This is a genomic window from Cupriavidus sp. FW305-3-2-15-C-LB2, from assembly GCF_058787575.1.
Genome location: NZ_JBYSZW010000013.1, coordinates 40,211 through 51,639, shown reverse-complemented (window position 1 = coordinate 51,639; position 11,429 = coordinate 40,211). Strand labels below are relative to the sequence as shown.

General features: G+C 70.3%; 9 protein-coding genes. 8 read left to right on the top strand and 1 reads right to left on the bottom strand.

Annotated features, from left to right (window positions below; genetic code table 11):
• Positions 1–31 precede the first annotated feature (31 nt).
• Positions 32–2,473: a TonB-dependent receptor gene (locus tag AC3WRR_RS12190; RefSeq protein WP_492297106.1), complete on the bottom strand. Its 2,442-nt coding sequence runs from the start codon at positions 2,471–2,473 to the stop codon at positions 32–34.
• Positions 2,474–2,849: 376 nt separating this feature from the next.
• Between AC3WRR_RS12190 and AC3WRR_RS12185 the strand changes: the two genes are divergently transcribed.
• The 8 genes from AC3WRR_RS12185 (at position 2,850) to AC3WRR_RS12150 (ending at position 11,373) form a co-directional block, all read left to right on the top strand.
• The gene (locus tag AC3WRR_RS12185; RefSeq protein ID WP_010809765.1) at positions 2,850–3,845 is read left to right on the top strand and encodes a tripartite tricarboxylate transporter substrate binding protein; all 996 of its coding nucleotides are present in this window, start codon (positions 2,850–2,852) and stop codon (positions 3,843–3,845) included.
• Complete coding sequence (locus AC3WRR_RS12180; RefSeq protein ID WP_492297103.1) at positions 3,845–4,621, top strand: ABC transporter ATP-binding protein; 777 nt, start codon at positions 3,845–3,847, stop codon at positions 4,619–4,621. Before AC3WRR_RS12185 ends, AC3WRR_RS12180 begins: the two co-directional genes overlap by 1 nt.
• Positions 4,618–5,646 carry a PQQ-dependent catabolism-associated beta-propeller protein gene (locus tag AC3WRR_RS12175; protein ID WP_492297101.1) on the top strand — a complete coding sequence of 343 codons (1,029 nt, stop codon included), beginning with the start codon at positions 4,618–4,620 and terminating at the stop codon, positions 5,644–5,646. Before AC3WRR_RS12180 ends, AC3WRR_RS12175 begins: the two co-directional genes overlap by 4 nt.
• The gene (locus tag AC3WRR_RS12170; protein WP_492297099.1) at positions 5,639–6,844 is read left to right on the top strand and encodes a type 1 periplasmic-binding domain-containing protein; all 1,206 of its coding nucleotides are present in this window, start codon (positions 5,639–5,641) and stop codon (positions 6,842–6,844) included. The genes AC3WRR_RS12175 and AC3WRR_RS12170 overlap by 8 nt, the downstream gene beginning before the upstream one ends.
• A 7-nt stretch (positions 6,845–6,851) precedes the next feature.
• A complete protein-coding gene (locus AC3WRR_RS12165; RefSeq protein ID WP_010809769.1) occupies positions 6,852–7,664 on the top strand; it encodes an ABC transporter permease in 813 nt (270 codons plus the stop codon).
• Between the two features lie 17 nt (positions 7,665–7,681).
• Positions 7,682–8,461, top strand: a complete 780-nt coding sequence (locus tag AC3WRR_RS12160) for a quinoprotein dehydrogenase-associated SoxYZ-like carrier (RefSeq protein WP_234788133.1) — start codon at positions 7,682–7,684, stop codon at positions 8,459–8,461.
• Entirely contained in the window at positions 8,458–9,429 is a 972-nt protein-coding gene (locus tag AC3WRR_RS12155) for a quinoprotein relay system zinc metallohydrolase 1 (protein WP_492292945.1), read from the top strand. Before AC3WRR_RS12160 ends, AC3WRR_RS12155 begins: the two co-directional genes overlap by 4 nt.
• A 201-nt stretch (positions 9,430–9,630) precedes the next feature.
• Positions 9,631–11,373, top strand: a complete 1,743-nt coding sequence (locus AC3WRR_RS12150; protein WP_492297097.1) for a PQQ-dependent methanol/ethanol family dehydrogenase — start codon at positions 9,631–9,633, stop codon at positions 11,371–11,373.
• Positions 11,374–11,429 lie beyond the last annotated feature (56 nt).

The following is an 11,429-nucleotide window of genomic DNA, read 5'->3' as shown; positions in this document are numbered from 1 at the left end:
GCGTGGGTGTGGATCTGGCGTGCCTGGCTTGCTACATCCGGAACACCGCCCCCAGCCAGAAGCTGCGCGGCGCGCCCGGTGCCACGAACAGCGCGCTGGCGGCATCCCCCGGTGCCACGTGCGGGCGCACCAGGCTACCGCCGGGGAACACATCGTTCGCGATCTGTCCGTAGGTCTCGTAGCGCCGGTCAAAGACATTGGCCAAGCGTGCATAGATCTCAAACCGCTTGTTCACCTTGTACGCCGCGCGCAGGTTCAGGGTGGCGTAGCCGGGCACATGCCAGTCGGCGGTCTTCGGCGGCGCGCCCGGCTGCGGGTCGCTGCGCAGGCCGTCTTCGTTGCCGCTGGAGACGGTGCCTGACACCGCCACCAGGTCGGCGCCAAGCGTCAGGCCGGCCAGTGCCTGCCAGTCGAGGCCCAGCTTGAGCGTATGGCGGGGCAGGCCCGCCATGCGCATGCCGGGCCGGATGTCGATGGTGCGTTCGCCGGCGGCAAGCTGGCCGGCGGCCTGGTAGGTGGCCTGCAGATAGCTGTACGCAAGCCGCAGCGTGACATCGCCCACGCGCTGGCGGGCGGTGAGGTCCAGACCCTGGTTGCGGGTGCGGTCGAAGTTGGCGAAGTAGCCGAGCTGGGTGTTCGGCGCGCGCAGGAAGAGGATGTCGTCGTGATTGTCGACGCGGTAGAGCGACGCGGTGACTTCGGTGTCCTTGCCGCGGTGCCAGCGCACGCCTGCTTCATAGGAGTGTGAGACCACCTGCTTCAGGTAGGGATCGGCCTGCAGGCCGGCCGGCAGGCGGCAGGGCCGCGTCGGGTCGGCGCAGCCGAGTTCGAGCACGGTCGGTACGCGGTTGTTCTGCGCGTAGCCCCCGAACACGGTGACGCCGCCACCCAGCTTCTGCGAGAGTCCCAGCGCGGGGTTGAGGCGGCGGTAGGTAAAGCTTTCGCGCGGCTGTTCGCTGCCGTCGCTGTTGCGCAGGGTATTGCTTACCTCGACATGGTTCCACCTGGCCGAGGCGGTCAGGAAGGTGCTGGGGGTCAGCGACCAGGTGTCGGACAGGTACAGGCCGAGCATGCGCGAGCTGCCGCCGACGCCGGAGAACAGGGCATTGGGGGCGTCCGGGTCGGCCACGGCGCCGCGGTCGTCGGTGAAGGTGCCGGGCTGCGCGTACTGCGAATAGGTCAGGCGGCTGCGGTCCAGGGTCAGGCCGGCGTTGAGCAGGTGGCGGTCGGTCTCCCTGGCCATGCTCAGCGCCATGCCGACGGTCTGCTGCCACATATGGGTGGTGTTGATCACGGCGGGATGCAGCGCGGCGCCTTCGGCCCGGGTCATGCCGCAGTCGGCGCCGAGCGGGCTGCCGTCGGGCGCAAAGCCGTCCTCGCAGTCTTCGGCATAGGCCTCGTAGGCGGGGTTGACATCGCCGTTGGTGGTGTCGCGGCGGCTGGTGCGCACGTAGGCCAGCGCGGCGGCGCTGGTCTTGTCGTCGAACCAGTGGCGGCCGTTGACGGCGACCTGGGTCACCTGGTTGCGGGTCTGGTCGGGGTAGGTGTACACGGCGTGGCGGTTGGCCTGGTAGAGGTCTGGCAGCGTGCCGTTGGCGCTGGCGTGGAAGCTGGGCACCAGCCCGTTGCCGGTCAGCGTGCTGCGGCCGTGCAGCACTGACACGTCCACGCTGTCAGTGTCGCCCGCATAGCCAGCCTTGGCGAAGACGTTGCCAAGCCGGCCGCCCGACTGGTCGCGCCAGCCATGCTCCTGGAACAGGGTGCCGGCCGCGAATGCGTGCCAGCCGCTGTCGCTGCGCACGCCGCCGGACAGGTCGGCGCGCTTGCGGGCGCCGCTGCCGTAGGACAGGTCGGCCTCGAAGCCGGGCGAGTCCAGCCCGGAACGAGTGGTCATGGCCAGCGCCCCGCCCAGGGTATTGAGGCCGTAGGCCGGGTTGGCGCTGGACACCAGCGACACGCTCGCCAGCGCGGCTTCCGGGATCATGTCCCAGCTGACCACGTCGCCGAAGGGCTCGTTGACGCGGATGCCGTCCAGGTAGACCGACAGTCCCTGCGGCACGCCCGGAATGGATGAGGCACGGAAGCCGCGGTAGGTGATGTCGGTCTGGAACGGGCTGCCCTGGATGTCGTTGACGTTGACGCCGGCCAGGTTGCGGGACAGGTACTCGGCCAGGTTGCCGGCGCGCGACCGATCCAGGTCGTCGCCGCGCACGGTCTGCACGGTGTAGGGCACCAGGTCGCTGTCGACGCCGATGCCTGGCAGCGGCGCGGCGGCCACCACCAGGACTTCCGGCAGCATGGCGCTGTCCTGGTTTGGGACAGCGGTGTCGTGCTGCGCAACAGCGGGCCGCTGGGCCATCAGGGCGACCGCCATGGCAATCGCGGTGGCGGCGCCGCGGCTGGTCCTGCGGCGGCAAGCCACGGTGTCGCGCGGCGCCTGCCCTGGCGGTGCGGGGCGCGGGTTGGCTGGCATGGTTCCGTCTCCTCCGGATAAGCGGCGCGATACCTGCATTGGGTAGCGCCTGCCCGGAGCTGAGCAGGTTTCGTACCGTGCATCGGGAGTCCGGCACTTGCGCGGTGAGCGGCCCGGGAACGCGCTGGCCGAACCCGCCTTGCGCCGATGCCTGTCACAAAACAGGACAGCTGCGGACACAAGCAGCGGGCCGGTGCTCAACCATGGGACAGTCGTTCGCAGCGCACCGCACAAGGCACGGCCTGGCTGCAGCGTCCGGCAGTGCGTCCGGCGCGGCCAGGCAACGGCTGGCATGGAGCGCGGCCTGATGCTGCGCTGCACATGGTATCGGCCTTGCTCTGTTCACCTGCATCAACACTCTGCCTGGTGCTTAGCCATGTTCCGCCGCCTTGGTCGCTGCCTTGCCTGCCTGCTGTTGCCGTGCCTCGGCCTGGTCCATGCGGGCGCAGCGCTGGCCGAGGGCGCGCACGGGTATCCGTCGCGGCCGATCACGCTGGTGGTGCCATGGCCAGCGGGCGGCGCCACCGATATCTCCATGCGCATCCTGGCGGAGCTGGCCGGGCGCGAGCTGGGGCAGCCGGTCGTGGTGGAGAACCGGCCGGGCGCCGGCGGCACGCTGGTGGGAGGCTTGCTTGCCGCGGCGCGGCCGGACGGCTACACCATCGGCCAGCTGCCGCTGACGGTATATCGCTTCCCGCATCAGCAGAAGACCGCCTGGCAGCCGCTGCGCGACATCCAGCCGGTGCTGATGATCTCGGGCTATACCTTCGGCATCGTGGTGCCCGCAGACAGCCCGTTACGCTCGCTGCGCGACCTGGTCGCCTGGGGCCGCGCGCATCCGGGCGAGCTGACCGTGGGCTCCACCGGCATCGGCACCACCGCCCATCTGGCGATGGAGGACGTGCTCGGGCGCAGCGGCGTGCGCTATATCCACGTGCCGTATCACGGCACCGCTGACCAGATGCTGGCGGTGGCCAACGGTTCGCTGATGGCGGGGGTCAATTCCACCGGCTTCGCGCCTTTCGTCGAGACCGGCAAGCTGCGCTTGCTGGCCGTGTTCAGCGCGCAGCGCTCACCGCGCTGGCCCGAGGTGCCGACGGTAAGCGAGCTGGGCTTTGCCGATGCGGTTCATAACTCGCCCTACGGCATCGGCGTGCCGCGCGGCACCGATCCGGCAATCGTCCGCCGCCTGCATGACGCATTCCGTGCCGCGATGCAGCAGCCGCGCCACCTTGCGGAACTGGCCAGGTACGACCAGGAGCTGACCTACCTGAATACCGCGCAATACGATGACTTCCTGCGCCATGCGTGGGAGACCGAGCGGAGCTTTGCCGAGCGCGTGGGCACCGCGCGGCCCAGGGGGCAGCTGTGATGGCCATGCAAGCGCCGCCGGCGCTGTGCTGCGATGCCGTGCGCAAGGCCTTTGGCAGCCGCGTGGCCCTGGATGGGGTCTCGCTCAGCGTGCGGCGCGGCGAGTTCGTGGCACTGCTCGGCCCCAACGGGGCGGGCAAGACGACGCTGTTCCAGATCCTCAGCGGCCTGTTCGTGGCCGATACCGGGCAGGTCACGGTCATGGGCAGCGACATGCGGCGCGATCCGGTGCGCGCGCTGGCGCGGCTGGGCATCGTGTTCCAGCAGCCGGCCATCGACCTGGACCTGCCGGTGCTGGCCAACCTGCGCTTTCACGCGGACCTGCACGGGCTGCCGCGCGGCGTGGCGGCGCTGCGCATCGCCCGGCTGCTCGATGACTTCGGGCTGGCGGCGCGTGCGCGCGCACCGGTGCGCGAGCTTTCGGGCGGCAACCGGCGCAAGGTGGAACTGGCGCGCGCGCTGCTGCATGAACCGGCCATGCTGCTGCTGGACGAGCCGACGGTGGGGCTGGACCCGGCCTCGCGTGCGCAACTGGTGGCCGATGCGCGGCGCCTGACGGCGCGGGCGCAGGCCGGCGTGCTGTGGGCCACCCACCTGGTGCAGGAGGTGGAGCACGCCGACCGCGTGATCGTGCTGGACCGCGGCACCGTGCGTTTCGACGGCACCCCGGCCGCACTGCGCGGCGCCGCGGCGTGCGACACCCTGGAGGGCGCCTTCCTGGCCATGACGCCGCCGGCCCCTGTCACTGACCCGGATGCGAGGAGCGTGCCCGCATGAACAAGATGCCATCCCCCGGCTGGTTTGCCGGCGCCTTGCTGCTGGTCACGACGCTGCTGGTTGCCGCCGGCCTGGCCGAAGGCGCGCAGGGCGGGGCCGCGCGACCCGCCGGCCAGGCTGGCAACCAGGTCTTTGTCTCGAGCGAGAAGGACGATGCCCTCGCCGTCTTCGATGCCCGCAGCCGGCAGCTGGTCGCGGTATGGCGGCAGTGCAAGCGCCCGCGCCACCTGCAACTGTCGCCCGACCGGACGCGCCTGTACGTGGCCTGCAGCGACGACAACCGGGTGGATGTGGTCGACGTGGCCAGCCGCAAGACCGTGGCATCGCTGCCGGTGGGGGACGATCCGGAGTTGTTCGATCTCAGCCAGGACGGCCGCACGCTCTATGTCTCGAATGAAGAGGACGGGCTGCTGTCGGCCTACGACACGGCGTCGGGCAAGCGCGTGTTCGCGGTCAGGGTGGGCGAGGAGCCGGAGGGCGTCAAGGTCAGCGCCGACGGCAGGCATGTGTACGTGACCTCGGAGGTGGCCAACCTGGTCCATGTCATCGACGTGGCCTCGCGCAAGGTGATCCGCAATATCCAGGTCGGCAACCGGCCGCGGCGGCTGCTGCTGGTGCGCGACGGCAAGGAGCTGTGGGTATCCAACGAGCTCTCGGCCAGCGTCAGCGTGATCCGTACCGATACCTTCGAGGTGGCCCAGACCATCGCCTTCGCGCCGCGGGGCTTTCGCGCCGAGGACGTGACCCCGGTGGGCATGGCGGCCAGCGGCGACGGCACGCGCGCCTATATCGGGCTCGGCCGCGCCAACCATGTCGCGGTGGTCGAGGTGGCGTCGCGCCGGGTGCAGGACTATGTGCTGGTCGGCCGCCGCGCATGGGGGCTGGCGCTGAGCCGCGACAACGCGCGGCTTTATGTCGCCAACGGCCTGTCCGACGATGTCAGCGTGGTGGACACCGCCAGCCGCAAGGCGGTGGCCACGCTCAAGGCGGGCCGGGTGCCGCATTCGGTGGCGATCGATGACTGAGCGCTCGCGTGCGTGGTGGCAGTGGTGGCGTGCCGGGTTGGGTGCCATGGCGCTGGCGTGGCTGCCTGCCGCGGTGCACGCTGCCGAGGTGCGCGTGGCGGTCGTGTCGCAGGCCGACGACGCGCGCTATGCGCCCCGGCGCCTGGCGCAGCGCTATCCCGGCCAGCCGCAGGGCCGTGCGCTCGACGGCGCCCAAGTGGCGGCCGCGGAAGCGCGCGTGGCGCTCGAGGCCGCGGGTCAGTCGCTCAGGCTGGAAGCCCAGGAAGCCCGCACTGAAGCCGAGGTGGCCCCGCTGGTCGCGGCGCTGGCGCGGCAGGGCACGCGCTATATCCTGCTGGACCTGCCGTCGGCGTCGGTCAGGGCGGCCGCGGGCGCGGTCAGGCCGGGCGAGGCCTTGTTGTTCAATGTGTCGGCCGATGACGACGCGTTGCGCGGCGCCGGCTGCGCGCCGGTGCTGCTGCACACGCTGCCCAGCCTGCGCATGCGCGCGGATGCGCTGATGCAGTACCTGGTATTGCGCAAATGGCGCCGCGCCTTGCTGCTGAGCGGCCCGTCCGCGGCCGATGCGGCGCAGCGCGACGCGCTGGTGACGTCGGCGCGGCGCTTTGGCATTGCCTGGTCGGCGCAGCGCGCCTTCAGGCTGTCCAACGACCCGCGTGAGCGCGACCAGGCCAACCTCGGCCTGCTGACCGGCGGCGTGGACTATGACGTGGTGGTGGTGGCCGATGCCGACGGCGAGTTCGCCCGCGGCGTGCCCTACGCCACGCTGCTGCCGCGCCCGGTGGTGGGCGCCGGCGGGCTGGGCGCGCAGGCGTGGCACTGGGCCTGGGAGCGCAATGGCGGGCCGCAGCTCAACCGGCGCTTCATGCGCGCGGCGGGCCGTCCGATGACCGGCTACGACTGGGCTGCCTGGGTGGCGGTCAAGGCCATTGCCGAGAGCGTGGCGCGCCTGCCGGGGGCCGGGTTTGCCGGACAGGCGCAGGCGCTTGCCGCCGGGCAGGTGGTGGTGGACGGCTTCAAGGGGCCGCCGCTGTCGTTCCGCCGCTGGGACCGCCAGCTGCGCCAGCCGGTGTTGCTGGCCCACCCCGACGGCGTGGCCGGCATGGCCCCGGTGGAAGGCGTGTTGCATCCGAAGAACAACCTCGACACCCTGGGCGCCGATGAAGCCGACACGGCATGCCGGGCCCCATCCGCGTAGCGCACCCATGGCCTCCATCCTGATCCATCGCTGGCGCGCGCTGCGCGCGGTTTGCGGGCGCGAGCTGCGCAAGTACCTGCGCCAGCCCGGGCGCCTGCTGTCGTCGCTGGTGCGCCCGCTGCTGTGGCTGCTGGTGTTTGCCGCGGGCTTCCAGAACGCGCTGGGCGTCGCCATTGCGCCGCCCTACGACACCTACATCGAATACAAGGTCTACGTGGCGCCCGGACTGCTGGGCATGATCGCGCTGTTCAACGGCATGCAGTCGTCGCTGGCCATGGTGTACGACCGCGAGATGGGCGTGATGCGGCTGCTGCTGACCGCGCCGCTGCCGCGGGGCTGGCTGCTGGCTTGCAAGCTGGCGGCGGGTACGGTGCTGTCGCTGCTGCAGATGGCCGCGTTCCTGCTGGTGGCGATGGCCTTCGGCATCCGCTTCGAGTCCCTGCACCTGCTGGCGGCGACGGGCGCCATGGCGCTGGCCGCGCTGATGCTGGGTGCGCTGGGCCTGCTGCTGTCGGTCCATGTGCGCCAACTCGAGAACTTTGCCGGCACCATGAACTTCGTGATCTTCCCGATGTTCTTCATCAGCTCGGCGCTGTATCCACTGTGGAAGCTGCAGGAGTCGGGCGCGGAGCTGGTGTACCAGCTGGCCCGCTTCAATCCCTTCACCCACGCGGTCGAGGCGATCCGCTTTGCGCTGTACGGGCAGGTGGCGCCGCTGAGCCTGGCGGTGGTGGCGGGCAGCGCGGTGGTGTTCTTCGCGCTGGCGCTGCAGGGCTACGACCCGCAGCGCGGCATGGCGCGCCGGGGGCAGCAGGCATGAGGCGGCGGACGTGGGGCATGCTCCTGCTGATGGCGGCCGCACTGGGCCTGGCCAGTGCGGCGGTAGCGGCTGCCGGGGCAGCGGGCGCCGTCATCGCGCACAGCGATCCGCTGCAGTCGCCGCAATGGGCCTGGATCCACAAGGAGCTGCTGCAGTCTGGCCCGGTGGTGTTCGACAGCCGCGTCAGGGTGACCGGGCCGGCGTTTGCGGAAGACCCCATGCGCGTGCCGATCGCCTTCGATGCCTCGGCGCTGGGCGAAGTGGATCGCATCGTGGTGGCGGTGGACCGCAACCCGATCCGCGAGGTGCTGGCGTTCGAACCGCTGCGGGTGCGCCCGTCGCTGTCGTTCCGCTTCAAGCTGGAACAGGCATCGCCGGTGCGGGTGGCGGCGCGCACGCGCGATGGCACCTGGCATGTCGGCAGCGTGCTGGTCGATGCCGGCGGCGGGGGCTGCACGGTGCCCGGCGCCACGCGCCGCGACGGCAGCTGGAGCCGCACGCTCAACCGCGTGGACGCGCGCGTGTTCCCGGGCTTCGGCGGGGCCGCGGCACGCGTGCGGCTGCGCGTGATGCATCCGATGGATACCGGCCTGGCGGCGGGCATCCCGGCGTTCCATATCGAGACCCTGGTCCTGGCCGACGCGGCCCGGCAGCCGCTGCTGCGACTGACGCTGCATGAGCCGGTTGCCGAGAACCCGATTTTCTCCTTCGACCTGCGCGATGCCGTGCCGCCGGGCATGACGGTGGCCGGCCACGACAACAACGGCAACCGCATCGCGGCGCGGGTATCGCCATGAAGCGACGATTGCTACTGTGGTTGCTGCTATGCCTGGCGGGCCAGCCCGTGCCGCCGGCACTCGCCCAGCAGGCCGCGCTGCAGCCTCCTGACTACCGCCTGGCCCCGCGCGAGATCGCCGCGGGCGTGTGGCTGCTGGAAGGCTCCAATGCCGACTTCGCGGCCGGCAACGGCTGCAACATCATCAATACGGCGTTTATCGACACCGGCGACGGGGTGGTGGTCATCAACACCGGCCCGTCGCGGCTGTATGGCGAGCAGCAGCGCAAGGCGATTGCATCGGTCACGGCCGCCCCGGTGCGGCTGGTGCTGAACCTGAACCTGCATCCCGACTATTTCTTCGGCAACCAGGCCTATGCCGATGTGGGCGGCAGCGCCCTGGCCGGCACCATCGACGGGGCGCGGCGCGAGGGCGCCGCTTATGCCGACAACCTCTACCGCCTGTGCGGCGACTGGATGCGCGGCACCGAGCCCGTGCCGGCTGCGCACGCGCTGGCGCCGGGCCGGCTCACGATCGGGCGCCATACGCTGGAGATGGTGCGCCTGGACGGCCATACCGGCGACGACCTGGTGGTGCTGGACCACAGCGCGGGCGTGGTCTTTGCCGGCGGGCTGGTGTTCCGGCAACGCATTCCGACCACGCCGCACGCGGATATCGGCCGCTGGCTGGCCAGCCTGGGCCGGCTGCAGGCGCTGCTGGCCGACAGCGGGGCGCGCGTGCTGGTCCCCAGCCACGGGCCAGTGCCTGCGGCCGGCGGCGGCGCTGAGGCCATCGCGCAGACGCGCGGCTACCTGCAATGGCTGGACACGCGCCTGCGCGAGGCCGCGGCGCAGGGGCGGGACCTGGCCGAGGTCATGGCGATGCCGGTGCCGCAGCCCTACGCGCACTGGGCCGCGATGCCCGCGGAGTACCTGCGCAACGTCGGCCATCTCTACCCGGCGCGTGAGGAAGCCGCGCTTGGCCACTGACGCTGGCCAGCCGAGGCGGGCTGTTCAGTTCTGGAGCAACTGCAACGCAGTGTTGCGCGCTGGCACGGCCGTCATCACGCAACCGGGCCGCAACCGGCGTGCTGGTGCGGGGATGCGACTGGCATGGGAATTGCCAAAGGCGTGTCTGGTGGGTGGCGCAGTGGCGCACCTGGGAAACCCAAAACAAGAGAGGAGATGGCAATGAGGACGTTACGAGTAGTGATGGCGGTTGCGGCTGCCGCGGCCAGTCTGGCCGCGCAGGCGGCTGTGACCGATGCCATGATCGAGAACGACGCAAAGAGCCCCGGCGATGTGTTGTCGTGGGGCATGGGCCCGCAAGGCCAGCGCTATTCCACGCTGTCGCGCATCAATACGAAGAACGTCGGGCAGCTGGTGCCGGCGTGGTCGTTCTCGTTTGGCGGCGAGAAGCAGCGCGGGCAGGAATCGCAGCCGCTGATCCATGACGGCAAGATGTTCGTGACGGCCTCGTATTCGCGCATCTATGCGCTGGACCTGAAGACCGGGCGCAAGCTCTGGAAGTATGAGCACCGGCTGCCCGAAGGCATCATGCCGTGCTGCGACGTGGTGAACCGCGGTGCGGCACTCTACGACAACCTGGTGATCTTCGGCACGCTCGATGCGCAGCTGGTGGCGCTGGACCAGCAGACCGGCAAGGTGGTGTGGAAGGAGAAGCTGGAGGACTACGCCGCCGGCTATTCGTACACGGCGGCGCCCATGATCGTCAAGGGCATGGTGCTGACCGGCATCTCGGGCGGCGAGTTCGGCGTGGTGGGCCGGGTCGACGCACGCGATGCCAAGACCGGGCAGCTGGTGTGGTCGCGGCCGGTGGTCGAAGGCCATATGGGCTACAAGTACGACAAGGACGGCAACAAGACCGAGAACGGCGTGACCGGCACCGCCAACGCAAGCTGGCCGGGCGAGACCTGGAAGACCGGCGGCGCCGCCACCTGGCTGGGCGGCACCTACGATCCGGCCACCGGGCTGGTGTACTTCGGCACCGGCAATCCGGGGCCGTGGAACAGCCATATCCGCAAGGGCGACAACCTCTACTCGGCCTCGACGGTGGCGCTGGATCCCGCCACCGGCAAGATCGCCTGGCACTACCAGAACACCCCGAACGACGGCTGGGATTTCGATGGCGTCAATGAGTTCGTGACCTTCGACCTGGACGGCAAGCGCATGGGCGGCAAGGCCGACCGCAATGGCTTCTTCTACGTCAACGACGCGGCCAGCGGCAAGCTGGTCAACGCCTTCCCCTTCGTCAGGAAGATCACCTGGGCCACCGGCATCGACCTGAAGAGCGGCCGCCCCAACTACATCGCCGAAGGCCGCCCCGGCGACCCCGCCGCCGGCAGCGACGAGAAGAAGGGCAAGTCCGTGTTTGCCGCGCCGGGCTTCCTTGGCGGCAAGAACCAGCAGCCGATGGCCTACAGCCCGCAGACCGGCCTGTTCTACGTGCCCGCCAACGAGTGGGGCATGGATATCTGGAACGAGCCCATCAGCTACAAGAAGGGCGCTGCCTTCCTGGGCGCGGGTTTCACCATCCGTCCGCTGAACGAGGACTATATCGGCACGCTGCGGGCCATCAACCCCAAGAGCGGCAAGATCATGTGGGAGGTCAAGAACAGCGCGCCGCTGTGGGGCGGGGTGATGACCACCGCCGGCGGGCTGGTGTTCTGGGGCACGCCGGAAGGCTACCTGAAGGCGGCCGACGCCAGGACCGGCAAGGAGCTGTGGCAGTTCCAGACCGGCAGCGGCGTGGTGGCGCCCCCGGTCACCTGGGAAGAGAACGGCGAGCAGTACGTGGCGGTGGTGTCCGGCTGGGGCGGCGCGGTGCCGCTGTGGGGCGGCGAGGTGGCCAAGCGCGTGAACTTCCTGGAGCAGGGCGGCTCGGTGTGGGTGTTCAAGCTGCACAAGAGCTGAGCTGGCGGGAGATGACACTGCCAGGCGCGGGTGCAACAGGATGAAACGGTACTCAG

What these genes read in the sequence shown, in the direction of transcription:
- AC3WRR_RS12155 (WP_492292945.1), top strand. Translation starts at nt 8,458, where the DNA reads ATGAAGCGACGATTGCTACTGTGGTTGCTGCTATGCCTGGCGGGCCAG.
- AC3WRR_RS12165 (WP_010809769.1), top strand. Translation starts at nt 6,852, where the DNA reads ATGGCCTCCATCCTGATCCATCGCTGGCGCGCGCTGCGCGCGGTTTGC.
- AC3WRR_RS12190 (WP_492297106.1), bottom strand. Translation starts at nt 2,473, where the DNA reads ATGCCAGCCAACCCGCGCCCCGCACCGCCAGGGCAGGCGCCGCGCGAC.
- AC3WRR_RS12180 (WP_492297103.1), top strand. Translation starts at nt 3,845, where the DNA reads ATGGCCATGCAAGCGCCGCCGGCGCTGTGCTGCGATGCCGTGCGCAAG.
- AC3WRR_RS12170 (WP_492297099.1), top strand. Translation starts at nt 5,639, where the DNA reads ATGACTGAGCGCTCGCGTGCGTGGTGGCAGTGGTGGCGTGCCGGGTTG.
- AC3WRR_RS12150 (WP_492297097.1), top strand. Translation starts at nt 9,631, where the DNA reads ATGAGGACGTTACGAGTAGTGATGGCGGTTGCGGCTGCCGCGGCCAGT.
- AC3WRR_RS12160 (WP_234788133.1), top strand. Translation starts at nt 7,682, where the DNA reads ATGCTCCTGCTGATGGCGGCCGCACTGGGCCTGGCCAGTGCGGCGGTA.
- AC3WRR_RS12185 (WP_010809765.1), top strand. Translation starts at nt 2,850, where the DNA reads ATGTTCCGCCGCCTTGGTCGCTGCCTTGCCTGCCTGCTGTTGCCGTGC.
- AC3WRR_RS12175 (WP_492297101.1), top strand. Translation starts at nt 4,618, where the DNA reads ATGAACAAGATGCCATCCCCCGGCTGGTTTGCCGGCGCCTTGCTGCTG.